A 14,616-nucleotide genomic window follows, 5' to 3' on the forward strand; every position below is an offset into this window, starting at 1 on the left:
CGCGTTCCCGGCCGCCCTGCGCTGGAGCGGCCACCCTTCGGCACTCGCCGTATCTCTACCGTATCGTCTTGCGCCTCGGATGACAGACCTTCGATCAAGGCCTTGGGAGCCGCTAGAGGCAGGTCGCGATTGTGTGGTCCCATTTCCTTGAGCGTCGGCTTGTGGACGCGCGAGCGCGGCTGCTTCTCGCCGAACTTTCCGGCCTTCTCCTCCACGTCGGACTGCCGCGTCAACGCATCGTCGGCGACCAGCAATTCGGTCTCGCGGAGCCGCTTGAGTTCGTCGCGCAACCGCGCCGCCTCCTCGAATTCGAGGTTCGCGGCGGCTTCGCGCATCCGCTTCTCCAGATCGGCGAGCGTCGCCTGGAAATTGTGGCCGACCATCGCGCCGTCTTTGATCAGCCCGGTGTCGACGCGGACGTGATCCTTCTCGTAGACGCTGTCGAGAATGTCGGCGATGCGCGCCTTCACACTCTGCGGCGTGATGCCGTGCTCGGCGTTATAGGCAAGCTGCTTCTCGCGGCGGCGTCCGGTCTCCGCCATCGCCCGCTCCATCGAGCCAGTGACATGGTCGGCGTAGAGGATCACGCGGCCGTCGACGTTACGCGCCGCGCGGCCGATCGTCTGGACGAGCGACGTCTCGGAGCGGAGGAAGCCTTCCTTGTCGGCATCGAGGATCGCGACCAGCGCGCATTCCGGGATGTCGAGGCCCTCGCGCAGCAGGTTGATGCCGACCAGCACGTCGAACGCGCCGAGGCGGAGGTCGCGGATGATTTCGATGCGCTCGATCGTGTCGATGTCCGAATGCATGTAGCGGACCCGGACGCCGGCTTCGTGCAGGTATTCGGTCAGGTCCTCGGCCATGCGCTTGGTCAACACCGTGACGAGCGAGCGGTATCCCTTCAGCGCCGTCTCGCGGATTTCGCCGAGCACATCGTCGACCTGGCTACGGGCAGGGCGCACCTCGACCGGCGGGTCGATCAGGCCGGTCGGACGGATCACCTGTTCGGAGAACACGCCGCCGGTCTGCTCCATCTCCCATTTGCCGGGCGTCGCCGAGACGTGGACGGTCTGCGGCCGCATCGCGTCCCATTCCTCGAACCGCATCGGCCGGTTGTCCATGCACGACGGCAGGCGGAATCCGTATTCGGCCAGCGTCGCCTTGCGCCGGAAATCGCCGCGATACATGCCGCCGATCTGGGGGATCGTGACATGGCTTTCGTCGACGAAGACAAGCGCGTTGTCCGGCAGATATTCGAACAGGGTAGGCGGCGGCTCGCCCGGTTTGCGGCCGGTCAGCCAGCGCGAATAGTTCTCGATGCCGGCGCAGGAGCCGGTCGCTTCCATCATCTCCAGATCGAAGGTCGTGCGCTGCTCGAGCCTCTGCGCTTCGAGCAGGCGGCCCATCTTGTTCAGCTCGTCGAGCCGCATCCGCAGCTCGTCCTTGATGCCCTTGATCGACTGCAGAAGCGTCGGCCGCGGCGTGACGTAATGCGAGTTCGAGTAGATCTTGACGAAAGCGAGATCGCTCGTCTTGTGGCCCGTCAGCGGGTCGAATTCCTGAATGCTTTCAATCTCGTCGCCGAAAAGGCTGATACGCCACGCACGGTCCTCGTAGTGCGCCGGGAACACCTCGACGGTGTCGCCGCGCACCCGGAACGTGCCGCGCACGAAATTGGCGTCCGAGCGCTTGTAGTGCGTGGCCACGAGGTCGGCCATCAGCTGCCGCTGGTCGATCCGCTCGCCGACCTTCAGGCCGAACGTCATCGCGGTATAGGTCTCGACCGAGCCGATACCGTAGATGCAGGACACCGAGGCGACGATGATGACGTCGTCGCGTTCGAGCAGAGCGCGCGTCGCCGAATGGCGCATGCGGTCGATCTGCTCGTTGATCGACGAATCCTTCTCGATATAGGTGTCCGTCCGGGGCACGTAGGCCTCCGGCTGGTAGTAGTCGTAGTACGAGACGAAATACTCGACCGAATTGTTCGGGAAGAAGCTCTTGAACTCGCCGTAGAGCTGCGCCGCGAGCGTCTTGTTCGGCGCGAGGATCAGGGCCGGACGCTGCGTCTCCGCGATCACTTTGGCCATGGTGAAGGTCTTGCCCGAGCCGGTGACGCCGAGCAGAACCTGGTCGCGTTCCTGCTCCTTCACGCCCTCGACGAGTTCGGCAATGGCCGTTGGCTGATCGCCGGCCGCCTCGAAATCGGAAGCGATGTCGAATCGGATGCCGCCTTCCCATTTCTCGGGGCGGGCAGGGCGGTGCGGCGTCCATGGCTTGCCTTTGAGTTCGGGCCGGCCGTTCTGGATCAGGTCCTCGAGCGCCGCGACGGTCGCCGAAACGCCTCCCACGCCGCCATCCGACAGAGCCGGCTTCGAAAACGGGCTTGGAAAGGCCGAGGAGACATCGGCCTTGGTCGGCGCGTCACTCTCGTTCGCGGCGTCCCAGCGCCGGTCGCGCGGTGTGGCTTCCGGCGTCGCATTGCGCTTGGTGCGGGTCGAGACCTTCTTCGCAGCCTTTGCCTGGGCCTCCTCGGCGGCCTTCGAGCCCCGGCCAAGCGCGTTCAGCAGTTCGGGATCGCCGATCAGGTTGGAGAAATCGAAATCGGCCGGCTCACCGGCGTCATAGGAGGCCTGGGGCTTTTCGGAAAACCCGGTCGATTGTCTTGGTTTGCGGGGCATCGTCAGAATATGGTCGCGTTCGTGGCGGATTGGGAGAGGGCGTCGCCATTCAGAACGACGCAAATCACAATCGCGGGCGGGGAGAACTGCGTATGAGCCTGTTTCGTCGGATGGGCCTGCTCATGCTGGCCGCGAACCTATCGTCTCCAGCCTTCGCCCAGAACGCCTGCGTTCCCCGCGACACCCCGGATATCGGCGTCGACAACAGCAAGTCCGATCCGCTCAACCGCTGGTGCGCGGAGGAGGGGAAATGCGGCTTCATTAACGCCCAGGGCAAATGGGTCATCCCGCCGAAATACGAGGATGCCGTCGCGTCCGAAGGCTTCCTCGCGGCCGCTCAGGACGGCGTCTGGGGCTTCCTGAACGATAAGGGCGATTGGATCGCCCAGCCGGCCTACGACATCGACCCGGACGACCCGCCTTTTGCAGAGGGAATGGCAGCGGTCATGGCCGGCGAGAAATGGGGCTATGTCGATCGGACCGGCAAGCTTGCAATCGAGGCCAGGTTCGACGAGGCGCAGATCTTCAGCGAGGGCCTCGCCGCGGTGATGGTCGGTGAGAAGCGCTTCTACATCGACAAGACCGGCGCCACCGCCGTCGAGCCGAAGGAGGCGTTCGATTATCTCGACTGGTTCTCCGAAGGCGTCGCCGTCGTCACCAAGGACGGAAAATACGGCCTCATCGACAAGACGGGCGCGGTCCTCATCGAGCCGAAATTCGGCTGGCTCGGCGCTTCCGCCGGTGGCCTCCTGGTTGCCCAGCAGGGCGAGAAATACGGGGTCGTCGACAAGACCGGCACCTGGCTGGTGAAGCCGATCTACGAATCGATCGACGGCTTCTCACAGGGCGTCGCCCCGGCCCAGCTCGGAAAATGGGGCTTCATCGACAGCTGCGGAAAATGGGTCGTCCAGGCCGAGTATGATGAGGAGACGAACTTCGACGGCGGCCCGGCCACCGTCCAGAAGAACGGCAAATGGGGGCTGATCGACAAGAGCGGCAAGGAAATCCTCAAGCCGCAATTCGCCCGCATCAACGGCGAGAACGGCTGGATCGACGGCGTCATGCCGTTCGCCAGGGAAGAGGACGGGCCGGAAGGCCTGATCGACAAGACCGGCAAGGTCGTCGTCGACGCCCAGTACGACAGCGTGCTGCCGCTCGGCGGCGGGCTGATCTGGGTCTACCAGGGCGAGGACGAGAAGCTGCTGAAGCTGGATGGCAGCGAGATCGCGATCGAGCAGGCGCCGCAGTAAACAATCACGCCCGTCATCCTCCGGCTTGACCGGAGGATTCATGCCTTGGGGCGGGCGCCCAATGGGTCCTCCGGTCAAGCCGGAGGACGACGCCGATGGCATTTCCACCGCTTTCCCGCGTTCATCGTCGGACAGACCGCCTCGCCTGATTGACGAAGCCGGGCGCCTCCCGTTCGATCTCAATTGGGGACTCAGAAGGGGATCGAAAACATGGCCGACACGACGGGGAGCCGCTCCGGGGGAGCGTTCGAGCGCTATTTCGCCCTGGCGGCAAACGGGACCACGGTCCGGACCGAGGTGATCGCGGGTATCACCACCTTCCTGACCATGGCCTACATCATCTTCGTCAATCCCAACATCCTCTCGGCTTCGGGCATGCCGAAGGAGGCCGTCTTCGTCGCGACCTGCGTCGCCGCGGCGGTCGCTACCCTGATCATGGGCCTCTATGCCAAATATCCGATCGCGCTCGCGCCGGGTATGGGCCTCAACGCCTTCTTTGCCTTCTACGTCGTCGGCGCGCTCGGCTTCTCCTGGCAGCAGGCTTTGGCCTGCGTGTTCATCTCGGGCATCCTGGCGCTGATCATTTCCATCCTGCCGATCCGCGCTTGGCTGATCAACGCAATCCCACACAGCCTGAAGATGGCGACATCGGCCGGCATAGGCTTCTTCCTCGCCATCATCGCGCTTCAGGGCGCAGGTCTCGTCGTCGACAGCCCGGCGACGCTGGTCACCCATGGCAAGATCCTCAGCGCGGCGCCGCTCCTCGCGCTGCTCGGCTTCGTCATCATCGCCGCGCTGAACCAGCTCAAGATCATCGGCTCCACCATCATCGGCATCCTCGCCGTGACGATCATCGGCATCCCACTCGGCGTCGCCTCGCTCGGTGCGGTCTTCGCCGTCCCGCCGAACCCGATGTCGACCTTCCTCGCGCTCGATTTCTCCCGCGCGGCCGAAGGCACGTTCTGGATCGTCGCGCTGACCATGTTCTTCGTCGACTTCTTCGACACCGCCGGCACGCTCGTCGGCGTCACCCATCGCGCCGGACTTCTCGACGAGGAGGGCAAGCTGCCCCGCCTGCGCGAGGCGCTCATCGCCGACTCCTCGGCCACCACGATCGGCGCGCTGATCGGCACGTCGAACACGACCAGCTACATCGAATCCGCCGCGGGCGTCGCCGCCGGCGGCCGCACCGGTCTCGCATCCGTCGTCACCGCGATCTGCTTCCTGCTTGCGCTGTTCCTCGCGCCGCTCGCGGGTACTATCCCGGTCTATGCGACGGCCGCCGCGCTTCTGTTCGTCGCGGTGGTGATGTCCCGGGCCCTCGCCGAGGTTGATTGGGACGACCTCACCGAGGCCGCGCCGGCCGCCATAACCGCGATCGCGATGCCGCTGACCTATTCCATCGCCATGGGCCTGGGCCTCGGCTTCATCACCTATGCGATCATCAAGCTGCTGACCGGCCGGCTGCAGGACCTCACGCCGCCGGTCATCCTGCTCGCCGTCGTCTTCGCGATCATGCTGCCGATGCTCTGATCGCAATGTCGGTGCTGTCTTCGCCTGCCTTTGCCCCGATCCTGATGCTCGTGCTGTCCAACGTCTTCATGACGTTCGCCTGGTACGGCCATCTCAGGTTCTCGTCGTCACCGCTCTGGATCGCGGTCATGGCGAGTTGGAGCATTGCCTTCTTCGAGTACTGGTTGGCGGTTCCGGCCAATCGCATCGGCCACGCGGTCTATTCGGCTGCCCAGCTCAAGACGATGCAGGAAGTTGTCACCCTGATCGTCTTCGCCGGCTTCTCGGTGCTTTACCTGAAGGAGCCGCTCGGCTGGAACCACGCGCTCGGGTTCGCGCTCATCGCTGGCGGCGCGGCCATGATCTTCCACAAATTCTGAAGCTTACAGGCCGCGGATGACCGTCGAGATCGCGAGCACTGCCCAGGCCGCGAACATCACCACGAATTCGTGGCCGTCGACGATCGGGATCGACGTCACGAGCGCGAGAACCGCGAGCACGGCGAGGACCGCTGAGATCAGAAACATGATTGCGGATGGCTTGCCGACGCGCATGCGATTCCCCCAAATGACGCAGGCCTAACCTCTCGTGCCGTCAGTGGTATGACAAGCGGCGTTAGTTCCCGGGGCTCAATCGCAGCAGCTTTCCGTTGGATGAATCGGTCAGCACATAGAGAGCGCCGTCGGGACCTTGGCACACGTCGCGGATGCGCTCGCCGAGGTCGGACAGCAGCCGTTCGTCCTTGCCGGGTTTGCCGTCCGTGATGTCGACCCGGACCAGTTCCTCGCTCTTCAGCGCGCCGATGAAGAGATCGCCCTTCCATTCCGGGAAGAGGTCGCCCGTATAGAAGGCCATCCCGGAGGGCGCGAAGCTCGGATCCCAATATTTCGCAGGCTGCTCCATCCCGGCTTTCGCGGTGCCTTCGCCGATCTTGCTGCCGTCGTAGTTCACGCCGTAGCTGATCACCGGCCAGCCATAATTCTTGCCGGGTTCTGGGATGTTGATCTCATCGCCGCCGCGCGCGCCATGCTCGACGATCCAGAGCTTGCCGGTCTCCGGATTGATCGCCGCACTCTGCGGGTTGCGATGGCCATACGAGTAGATTTCCGGCCGGGCGCCTTCGCGGTCAACGAATGGATTGTCCTTCGGCACGCTGCCGTCGGCATTGATCCGGACGACCTTGCCGAGCAGCCCGTCGAGCCTTTGCGCCTGTTCGCGATAGTCCGAGCGCTCGCCGAGGGTGACGAACAGGGTGCCATCCGGTGCGAAGACGAGCCGGGAGCCGAAGTGGTTCGATCCAGGCAGCTTCGGAACCTGCCGGAAGATCACCTGCGGATGTTCCAGCCGCGCTCCGTCGTCGGACAGCCGTGCCTTGGAGACGGCCGTTCCCGTCCCTCTGTCTCCTGCTTCCGAATAGGAGAGATAGATGAAGCGGTTCTGGGCGAAGGCCGGGTCCAGCGCGACATCGAGCAAGCCGCCCTGTCCCCGCGCGTAAACCTTCGGCGCTCCGCTCACCTCGACGCGTTTCCCATCGGCGCTGATCAGGACCAGTCCGCCGGAGCGCTCGGTCACCAGCATCCGCCGATCCGGCAGGAAAACCACGCCCCAGGGGTGGTCGAGCCCGCTCACCACCGTGTCGATCTTGAGCTTCGTATCGGCGGATGCGGGGAGGGCGATGATTGCGAAGGAAAGAGCGAGAGCGGTGAGCGGCAGCTTGAACGTCATATCGGTCTCCTCCTGGGTGCCAGATAGGGTCCAAGGCGACCGGCGCAACTGGTAATTTTACGCCGGTCGGGCCAGGCATTTTTTGCCGGATGCGGAGAGTTTTGCCGCCGGATCGCGTCCGTCGCTCCATCTAAGTCATTGATTTATCAGCGGCGGCACGCTGGCCTCCGCCTTGCAACGTCTCTGGCAGGCAATTCATCCGGCGCGCAGTTCGTGCCGGTGTCGGGAGACGAAGCATGGGTATCTTCGGGGCAATGACGACAGCCGTCTCGGGGCTGCGGGCGCAATCCTTCGCGCTGGAAAACATTTCGGGCAACATCGCGAACTCGCAGACCACGGCCTACAAGCGCAACGAGACGAGCTTCACCGATCTGGTGTCGGACGCTCTCCCGGCCAATCAGGTTTCCGGGTCGGTCAATGCCAAGAGCCGCGCGACGAACGATGTGCGCGGCGACATCCAGACCGCGAGCAGCCCGACCTATATCGCGATGAACGGCGATGGCTATTTCGTCGTTGCGAAGTCCACCTCGATGGTCGACGGCGATCCGGTGTTCAGCGGCACCGATCTCTATACCCGTCGCGGCGATTTCGAGATCAACAAAGACGGCTTCCTCGTCAATGGCGCCGGCTACTACCTGAAAATGCTTCCCGTCGACCGGTCCACGGGCAACGTCGTCGGTAGTGTTCCGCAGGTCATGCAACTCGGCGATGACATTCTGCCCGCCCGCGCCACGACCCTGATCGAATATACCGGCAACCTTCCGCTCGCTCCGAAGAACGACAACTGGAACGCCGATAAGGATACCCCCGGTAGCGAGCTTCTGAATCCGGCAAACTTCACGACTGATCCGCGCGCGGTCGGCACGGCGCGGGTCCCGTTCAACGTTCCCGCGGGTACTGCGCTTACCACCCCGGCTGACATAACGGCGACCGACGTCAACGTCGGCGATACCCTCACGCTCGGCGTCGGCGGTTCCTCGGAAACCTTTACCTTCACCGCGGGCATGTCGCTGCAGGACCTCGTGGATGCGATCAATGATCCGGCGAACAGCGACGTCGCCGGCAAGGTGCAAGCATCGATAGTCGGCGGCAACCAGCTCAAGCTGGACGGCGTCAACCAGAACGAGACGCTGACCATCACCGGAACCGGCTCCGCGGTCACTGACCTCGGTCTACCGGCTTCGGCCACCTTCACGAACAACGCCGCGCCGCAGGGTTACATCACGGCGAGCGACGAAGCAGAGTTTCTGGCTTCGTCGATCTCCGGCGGCTCGACCACGATCTACAATGCGCAGGGCACCCCAGTTGACGTGGTGTTTCAGTGGGCGAAGGTGAACAGCGCCGCAACGGGCGGCACCGACACCTGGAACCTTTTCTACAAGACCGATACCACGGCCACGGGCACAGAGCCGATGTGGCAGAACGTCGGCCAGAACTTCACCTTCGGGCCGGACAGCCAGTTGCAGGGTGGTTTCCCGAGCACGACCATTCCGAACCTTACCGTTGACGGCGTGAACGTCGGCAACATGACGTTGAACCACGGCGCGAGCGGTATCACCCAGTTCGCCGCCGCCAGCGGCAAGGCCGACATGGCGCCGGACCAGGACGGTTACGCGGCCGGTGAGGTTCTCCGCGTCGAAGTCAGCGATGGCGGCCGTATCACGGCCTTCTATTCGAACGGCCAGATGGCCGACATCGCCGAAATCCCGACCGTCTATTTCAATGCCGACAACTCGCTGAAGCGGGAGGACGGCGGCGCCTATTCGACAACCTTCGATTCCGGTCCGCCGATCCCCGGCGCGCCCGGCACCATCGTCGGCCAGTCGCTCGAAGGCTCGAACGTCGACATCGCCGACGAGTTCACCAAGCTCATCGTCACCCAGCAGGCCTATTCGGCGAATACCCGCATCGTCTCGACCGCGGACGAGATGCTGCAGGAAGCCCTCAACATGATCAGGTAACGGCAGCCAGGACGGCTAGCCTTCGGAGACCAGTATGGGCCTTTCCACTGCATTGACTTCGGCACTCTCCGGCCTGCGCGTGACGCAGGCCGGGATGGAGCTCGTCTCCGGCAACGTCGCCAATGCGCGGACTCCCGGCTATACCCGCAAGGACGCCGTCCTCGACGCCAATGTCACCGCCGGCAAGATCACCGGAGTCCGCGTCTCGCAGATCAATCGCGAGATCGACACCTATGTGCAGCGCCAGCTGCGCACCGAAACGAGCGGTCTCGCCTATACCGGCGTGACCTCCAACTATCTCGATCAGCTTCAGCGTCTCTTCGGCACGCCCGGAGGGGAGATGTCGCTCGACACGCTGATGAACAATTTCACCGGCTCGCTCGATGAGCTGGCGACAACCCCTTCGTCGACGTCAGCCCGTTCCAACGTCATCACGGACGCCAAGCTCCTCGCGCAATCCCTGAATTCGGCCTCGGACGACATCCAGGCCATGCGCAAGGACACCGAGTCCGGGATGAAGGACACGGTCAACCAGATCAACGCGGCGCTGCAGGGCATCCAGAAGATCAACCAGCAGATCTCCGGCACCTCGGCGACCCAGCAGGTTCCGCCGGACTATCTGGACCAGCGCGACGAGCTCATCATGGAGCTCGCCTCGTTGATGGATATCAAGGTCGTCGAGAACGGCAACGAGCTCACGATCACGACGGCCAACGGCGCGCAGCTGTTCGCCAATGGCGAACCGGCGAGCCTGTCCTTCGAGCCGAGCGGCTCGATGAACGCTCAGGCGCTCTATGATCCGGACCCCGCGAAGAGCGGGCTCGGCACCGTTCTGTTGAGAGGACCGAGCGGCAACACCACGGACCTTCTCGCGCCCAACCAACTCCAGTCGGGCAAGCTCAAGGCCTATGCGCAGATGCGCGACGAGATTCTCGTCGAGGCTCAGACGCAGCTCGACGAAATGGCATCGGCAATGGCCGAGGCTTTGGGTACAAACGTCGAGCAGGGCACCCCGATTGCCGCCGCCCCGAACAACGGCTTCTCGCTCAATCTCGCCGACCTGTCCGCCGGCAACAAGGTTTCCCTCAAATACACCGACGCAACCGGCAGCCACACCGTCACCTTCGTTCGCGTCGACGACCCGGCCTCGCTACCCCTGAGCAATGATCTTACCGCCGATCCGAAGGATCGCGTGGTGGGCATCGATTTCTCCGGTGGCATGGCTTCCGTCGCCGCACAGATGCAGGCGGCTCTCGGCGCGCAGTTCAACGTCAGCGCGGCCGGCTCGACGGTCACCATGATGAACACGGGCGCAGCACCGACCGCGACGCTCAACAGCCTGAGCGCCGGCGTCACCGCGACCGGATTCCAGGACGGCGCCGGACTGCCGCTGTTCATTGATGGCAGCGGTGACAAGCTCTACACTGGCGAGGTCGACGGCTTCCCGCAGCGCCTCGGTTTCGCCGGCCGGATCCAGGTCAATCCGGATGTGATCGACGACCCGGCCCTGCTGGTGAACTACAAGACGCCGATCGATTCCGGCGACGCGACCCGTCCGACTTTCCTCCGCGATGCGCTCGAGAATTCGTCCACGGCCTATCGCATCGATACCGGCCTCGGCGGCACGACCAGCCCGATGACCGGCTCGCTCGCCGATTTCGCCCGTGCCGCGATCGCGCAGCAGGGTTCGAACGCCGAGATCGCCGCGCGGGTGAAGGACGGCCAGGAAGTCGTCGTCACCTCACTTGCCGACAAATATGCCGAGACTTCCGCAGTCGATGTCGACGTGGAGATGGGCAAACTTTTGCAGCTGCAATCGGCCTATGGGGCCAATGCGCGTGTGATCAGCGCCGTCAAGGAAATGATCGACACGCTGCTTCAGATGTGAGGATTGCGTAGATGAGCGTGATCAACGGCTACGGCTTCATGAAGCCGTCCTATTCCCGGGCTCTCAGCGAGCTGCGGCGGCAATTCGACGACGCCAATCTCCAACTCGCCACCCAGCAGCGATCCCAGACCTATGGCGGCCTCGGCAGCGACCGCGACCTCGCGCTCTCACTCCACGGCAAGGTCGCCGCGCTCGACGGATACAACACCAACATCCAGCAGGCATCGATCCGCACCACGATGATGGCGACGAGCCTGACCTCGCTGACCGACATCGCCGCCCAGACTCGCGGCGATCTCAATCCGAACAACTACATCCTCGTCGACGGCAAGCGCACCATCGCGCAGCAATCGGCGCTGTCGCGCTTCGACACCGCGATCGAGGCGCTGAACGCGGACGTCGCCGGCGTCTATCTCTTCGGTGGCCGTTCCGTTTCTTCCCGCCCGGTCGCCTCCGCCAGCGAGATCCTCGACGGCAAGGCAGGGCAGGCCGGTCTTCGCGACGTCATCGCCGAGCGCCTCAAGGCCGATCAGGGCGCGGACGGCCGCGGCCGCCTGACTCAGGCCACGGCCGCCGGCGCCAACGTGACGCTCGCGGAAACCGCCTCGCCGAACGCATTCGGCTTCAAGCTCGGCACGATCAGCAGCAATGCGCCGGGCAATTTCGCGACCACGACGACGGCCGGCCCGCCTCCGGGCGTCGGCATCCAGGTCACCGGCACGCCGAAGCCGGGCGACGTGATCAAACTCGCCCTGACGCTGCCGGACGGCTCGACCGACGAGATCAAGCTCACCGCCTCGAACAATCCGCCGGCACCCGAACTCGTCGCCCAGGTGAACGGCAAGGAACTGCCGGCCGGAACCCTCGGTACGACCACGCTCGGCGATCCGATGGTCGGCCTCGTCGCGGGCGACACGATCACCATTAACGGCCAGACGATCTCGGTGGTGGCGGCGGGCGCCGGTCCCGGTCAGATCAACGTCACCGACACGATGGACGACCTGATGGCCGATATTGAAGGCCTGACCGGTATCCAGAACGCCGAGTTCGACCCGACGACCCGGCAGGTCCGGATTACCGGGACCAACGGCACCGATCTTCAGGTCACGGGCACGGTCGGCAACAAGCTCGGCGTCAACGGAACGGTGAAGGCGGAAGAGATCAAGGGCTACACGTTCCAGATCGCGTACGATGCCGCCGGCAATGTCGACTTGAACGCCACCGCCACGAACCTTGCCTCCGCGGTCGACGGCGCGGTGAAGAAGGAGGCGACCACCGAGCTCGTCGCGGCCTCCGCGCTCGAGGCGTCGGACAATTTCTTCGGCGATCCTCCGCAGCGCGTCGACGGAGCAGATCCCTACACCGCGACCGCGCTCCGCGACGGCACGACCGATACGCTGAACTGGTATCTAGGCGAGAAGGGGCCGGGCTCGCCCCGTCAGACCCAGTCTGCGCGCATCGACAGCACGATCACTGCCGAATACGGCGCCCGGGCCAACGAGGACGGCATCCGCGAATTCCTCGTCAATCTGGCGGCTTTCGCGACGCTCGAGCTCGACCCGAATGAATCGACCGGCAAGGCTCAGTACGAGGCGATGACGAGCCGCGTCCGACCGAACCTGTCGAGCGAGACGGGGCTTGGCCCGATCGAGGGAATCGTCACCGAGATTACCAACGTCCAGGCCTCGCTGCAGTCGGCCACCGCGCGCCACAAGACCTCGTCCGCCGTCGCCGAGACCATGCTCGCCAATGTCGAGGGCATCGACAAGAACACGGTTGCGGCGACCATCCTCGAACTGCAGACCAATCTGCAGGCGAGCTATCAGGTCACCTCCATGGCAGCCCAGCTCAGCCTTGTGAATTACATCTAGGACAGCCCCGAAAAGCAAAACGCCCGGACCAGGTCCGGGCGTTTTTCGTTGAGGTGCTCTCGAAGATCAAGCCGCGGCGGGAGCCATGCTCGACAGGCCGGCGGCCAGTTCGCGGTTGATGTTGATCAGCGAACCGAGGCGCTGCGGATTGGGGATCATCTCCAGCTCCACGCAATGGGGCAGCACGAACATCGCGATATTGCCGATATTCTGCTTCACCTGCGGGGGGAGGGGGTTCTCGGCGGCCGTCGCCGAGGTCGAAAGAATGGTCCAGAGCTTGCGATTGTAGCGGATCGCCGCTCGCATTTCCTCGCTGTCGGTGATCTGACCGCTCATCACGGCCTGCAATTTCTGAGCGGCGCGCATAAGAAGCTGCGCCTCAAGTTCACGCGGGCCCGCCGTCTTCTGGGCTGTCTGAGCGTACGCCTGTGCTCCGCTGTGCATGCTTCAAAAGCTCCTCTTCGAAGGCGATCAACGCTTTCGCCTCCCTTAGAGCCTTGTAGAGCGCGTTGGTTAATATGGCATTATTTACGGCTTCAATGAGCGGAAGACTACTTGGTGCAGCCTTTATGAAATCGCCGACGAGCGCGAAGTATTCTTTGTGAAATTTAGACGCATCTTTCGCAAGATACATCAGCTGTACGGCCAAGTAGATGCGCTTGGAGGGCGAATCCGCGGTCGTGGCAGTCATGATGTCCTTCTCGCGAAGGATCGGCGCGTCGCCTTCAATAAAGAGCCGGGTGCGCTGGTTGTCGTTGGTGACGACACACTCGCCCAGAATGATACGCTCGCCGGGCTTCAGTTCGACTTTGAGGGCCATTCCGAATCTCCTGCAGCCAGATTGGTCTTCTTGTTGCGCCGGATCAAAGAAAAACGGCGGAGCCTAAGCCCCGCCGCCAAATATCCGAAATGTTTGGTCCGGCTTAACCAAAGAGACGAAGAACCGCCTGGTCCGCCTGGCTCGCCATCGACAGGGCTGTCGAGGACAGCTGCTGGCGGGTCTGCAGCGCCAGCATGTTCGCCGCTTCCTCGTTGGTGTCGGCGAGGACGAGGCCGTCGGCACCGGTCTGCAAGGTGTTGATCATCGACTTGGTGAAGTCAGTGCGGTTCTGCACGATCGAGAGGTTCGAACCGAAATTCGACGACTGGGAGCGGAGCGTGCCCATGGCTTCCGAGAGGTCGGCAAGCAACGTGTCGATGTTCACATCGCTGTCGAGGTCTTCCTCGTTGACGTACTGGATGCCGAGCGTGGTCGTATTTATCGGACGTTCGTTACCATCGAGATCCTTCGCCTGAATTTCGATGGTCGAGGTGCCCGTCTCGTTGAAGGTCAGCTTCAGCAAGTCGCCACGCAGCAGGTTGATGCCGTTGTAGCTCGCATCGTCGGAGAACTTGTCGAGCTGGTCACGCAGAACGTTGAACTGCGAGGCCAGATTGGCGCGCACCGCATTGCCGGTGATCGTCTGGGTGTTGGATGCGCCGGTGCCGCCGGTGAGGCCGCTGGTCGAGGCGCCGACGACCGAGAGCTCCTGCGTCGAGAGATTCTCGATGCGGAGCTTGCCGTTGTCGTTCGAGGCGCGGATCTTGCCTCTCAGGGAAGTGTTGTTGTTGATCTCGTTGACGAGGGTGTCGACCGTCTTGGCGGTGTAGGTGTCGGTACCGCTGCCGTTGGCAAGACCGGAACCCGCCGCGCCGTTCGCCACGGCGAAGTTGCTGATCGTGACATCG

11 protein-coding genes and 1 pseudogene are annotated in these 14,616 nt (G+C 63.6%); 6 read left to right on the forward strand and 6 right to left on the reverse strand.

Features of this window, described 5'->3' with window-relative positions:
* Positions 1–229 precede the first annotated feature (229 nt).
* Positions 230–2,681: pseudogene (gene uvrB / locus ACFPFW_RS02085) on the reverse strand (excinuclease ABC subunit UvrB); the annotation flags it as partial.
* Positions 2,682–2,773: 92 nt separating this feature from the next.
* On the opposite strand from uvrB, the gene ACFPFW_RS02090 reads away from it, so the two are divergent.
* From ACFPFW_RS02090 to ACFPFW_RS02100, 3 genes are all read left to right on the forward strand, one after another.
* A complete protein-coding gene (locus ACFPFW_RS02090) occupies positions 2,774–3,931 on the forward strand; it encodes a WG repeat-containing protein (protein ID WP_114955562.1) in 1,158 nt (385 codons plus the stop codon).
* A gap of 210 nt (positions 3,932–4,141) precedes the next feature.
* On the forward strand, positions 4,142–5,464 hold the full coding sequence (locus ACFPFW_RS02095) for an NCS2 family permease (RefSeq protein WP_114955563.1): 1,323 nt from the start codon (positions 4,142–4,144) through the stop codon (positions 5,462–5,464).
* Between the two features lie 5 nt (positions 5,465–5,469).
* Positions 5,470–5,823: a DMT family protein gene (locus tag ACFPFW_RS02100; RefSeq protein WP_114955564.1), complete on the forward strand. Its 354-nt coding sequence runs from the start codon at positions 5,470–5,472 to the stop codon at positions 5,821–5,823.
* A 3-nt stretch (positions 5,824–5,826) separates the two neighbouring features.
* On the opposite strand, the gene ACFPFW_RS02105 is transcribed toward ACFPFW_RS02100, so the two are convergent.
* The gene (locus ACFPFW_RS02105; RefSeq protein WP_162799579.1) at positions 5,827–5,997 is read right to left on the reverse strand and encodes a hypothetical protein; all 171 of its coding nucleotides are present in this window, start codon (positions 5,995–5,997) and stop codon (positions 5,827–5,829) included.
* Between the two features lie 61 nt (positions 5,998–6,058).
* The gene (locus tag ACFPFW_RS02110; protein WP_114955565.1) at positions 6,059–7,168 is read right to left on the reverse strand and encodes a PQQ-dependent sugar dehydrogenase; all 1,110 of its coding nucleotides are present in this window, start codon (positions 7,166–7,168) and stop codon (positions 6,059–6,061) included.
* A 236-nt stretch (positions 7,169–7,404) separates the two neighbouring features.
* Here ACFPFW_RS02110 and ACFPFW_RS02115 point away from each other — a divergent pair, with 236 nt between their 5' ends.
* From ACFPFW_RS02115 to ACFPFW_RS02125, 3 genes are read left to right on the forward strand one after another with little or no spacing between them, the layout of a single operon-like run.
* Positions 7,405–9,129, forward strand: coding sequence for a flagellar hook-basal body complex protein (locus tag ACFPFW_RS02115; RefSeq protein ID WP_114955566.1), 1,725 nt, complete (start codon positions 7,405–7,407; stop codon positions 9,127–9,129).
* Positions 9,130–9,163: 34 nt separating this feature from the next.
* Positions 9,164–11,017, forward strand: coding sequence for a flagellar hook-associated protein FlgK (flgK, locus tag ACFPFW_RS02120; protein ID WP_114955567.1), 1,854 nt, complete (start codon positions 9,164–9,166; stop codon positions 11,015–11,017).
* 11 nt (positions 11,018–11,028) lie between these two features.
* Positions 11,029–12,888 carry a hypothetical protein gene (locus tag ACFPFW_RS02125; protein ID WP_114955568.1) on the forward strand — a complete coding sequence of 620 codons (1,860 nt, stop codon included), beginning with the start codon at positions 11,029–11,031 and terminating at the stop codon, positions 12,886–12,888.
* Positions 12,889–12,954: 66 nt separating this feature from the next.
* Here the strand turns inward: ACFPFW_RS02125 and flaF are convergent, their stop codons facing one another.
* The 3 genes from flaF to ACFPFW_RS02140 form a co-directional block, all read right to left on the reverse strand.
* Complete coding sequence (gene flaF / locus ACFPFW_RS02130) at positions 12,955–13,332, reverse strand: flagellar biosynthesis regulator FlaF (protein WP_114955569.1); 378 nt, start codon at positions 13,330–13,332, stop codon at positions 12,955–12,957.
* Positions 13,274–13,708 (reverse strand): flagellar biosynthesis repressor FlbT, encoded by a 435-nt coding sequence (gene flbT, locus ACFPFW_RS02135; RefSeq protein WP_114955570.1) that lies wholly within the window; start codon positions 13,706–13,708, stop codon positions 13,274–13,276. Before flbT ends, flaF begins: the two co-directional genes overlap by 59 nt.
* Positions 13,709–13,811: 103 nt before the next feature.
* Positions 13,812–14,616 (reverse strand): flagellin (locus tag ACFPFW_RS02140; RefSeq protein ID WP_379769214.1); only part of this gene is annotated, 805 nt, incomplete at its 5' end.

The organism is Flaviflagellibacter deserti (genome assembly GCF_042652085.1).
Lineage (GTDB): Bacteria > Pseudomonadota > Alphaproteobacteria > Rhizobiales > Methylopilaceae > Flaviflagellibacter > Flaviflagellibacter deserti.

What these genes read in the sequence shown, in the direction of transcription:
- ACFPFW_RS02125 (WP_114955568.1), top strand. Translation starts at nt 11,029, where the DNA reads ATGAGCGTGATCAACGGCTACGGCTTCATGAAGCCGTCCTATTCCCGG.
- flaF (WP_114955569.1), bottom strand. Translation starts at nt 13,332, where the DNA reads ATGCACAGCGGAGCACAGGCGTACGCTCAGACAGCCCAGAAGACGGCG.
- flgK (WP_114955567.1), top strand. Translation starts at nt 9,164, where the DNA reads ATGGGCCTTTCCACTGCATTGACTTCGGCACTCTCCGGCCTGCGCGTG.
- ACFPFW_RS02115 (WP_114955566.1), top strand. Translation starts at nt 7,405, where the DNA reads ATGGGTATCTTCGGGGCAATGACGACAGCCGTCTCGGGGCTGCGGGCG.
- ACFPFW_RS02100 (WP_114955564.1), top strand. Translation starts at nt 5,470, where the DNA reads ATGTCGGTGCTGTCTTCGCCTGCCTTTGCCCCGATCCTGATGCTCGTG.
- ACFPFW_RS02110 (WP_114955565.1), bottom strand. Translation starts at nt 7,168, where the DNA reads ATGACGTTCAAGCTGCCGCTCACCGCTCTCGCTCTTTCCTTCGCAATC.
- ACFPFW_RS02090 (WP_114955562.1), top strand. Translation starts at nt 2,774, where the DNA reads ATGAGCCTGTTTCGTCGGATGGGCCTGCTCATGCTGGCCGCGAACCTA.
- ACFPFW_RS02105 (WP_162799579.1), bottom strand. Translation starts at nt 5,997, where the DNA reads ATGCGCGTCGGCAAGCCATCCGCAATCATGTTTCTGATCTCAGCGGTC.
- ACFPFW_RS02095 (WP_114955563.1), top strand. Translation starts at nt 4,142, where the DNA reads ATGGCCGACACGACGGGGAGCCGCTCCGGGGGAGCGTTCGAGCGCTAT.
- flbT (WP_114955570.1), bottom strand. Translation starts at nt 13,708, where the DNA reads ATGGCCCTCAAAGTCGAACTGAAGCCCGGCGAGCGTATCATTCTGGGC.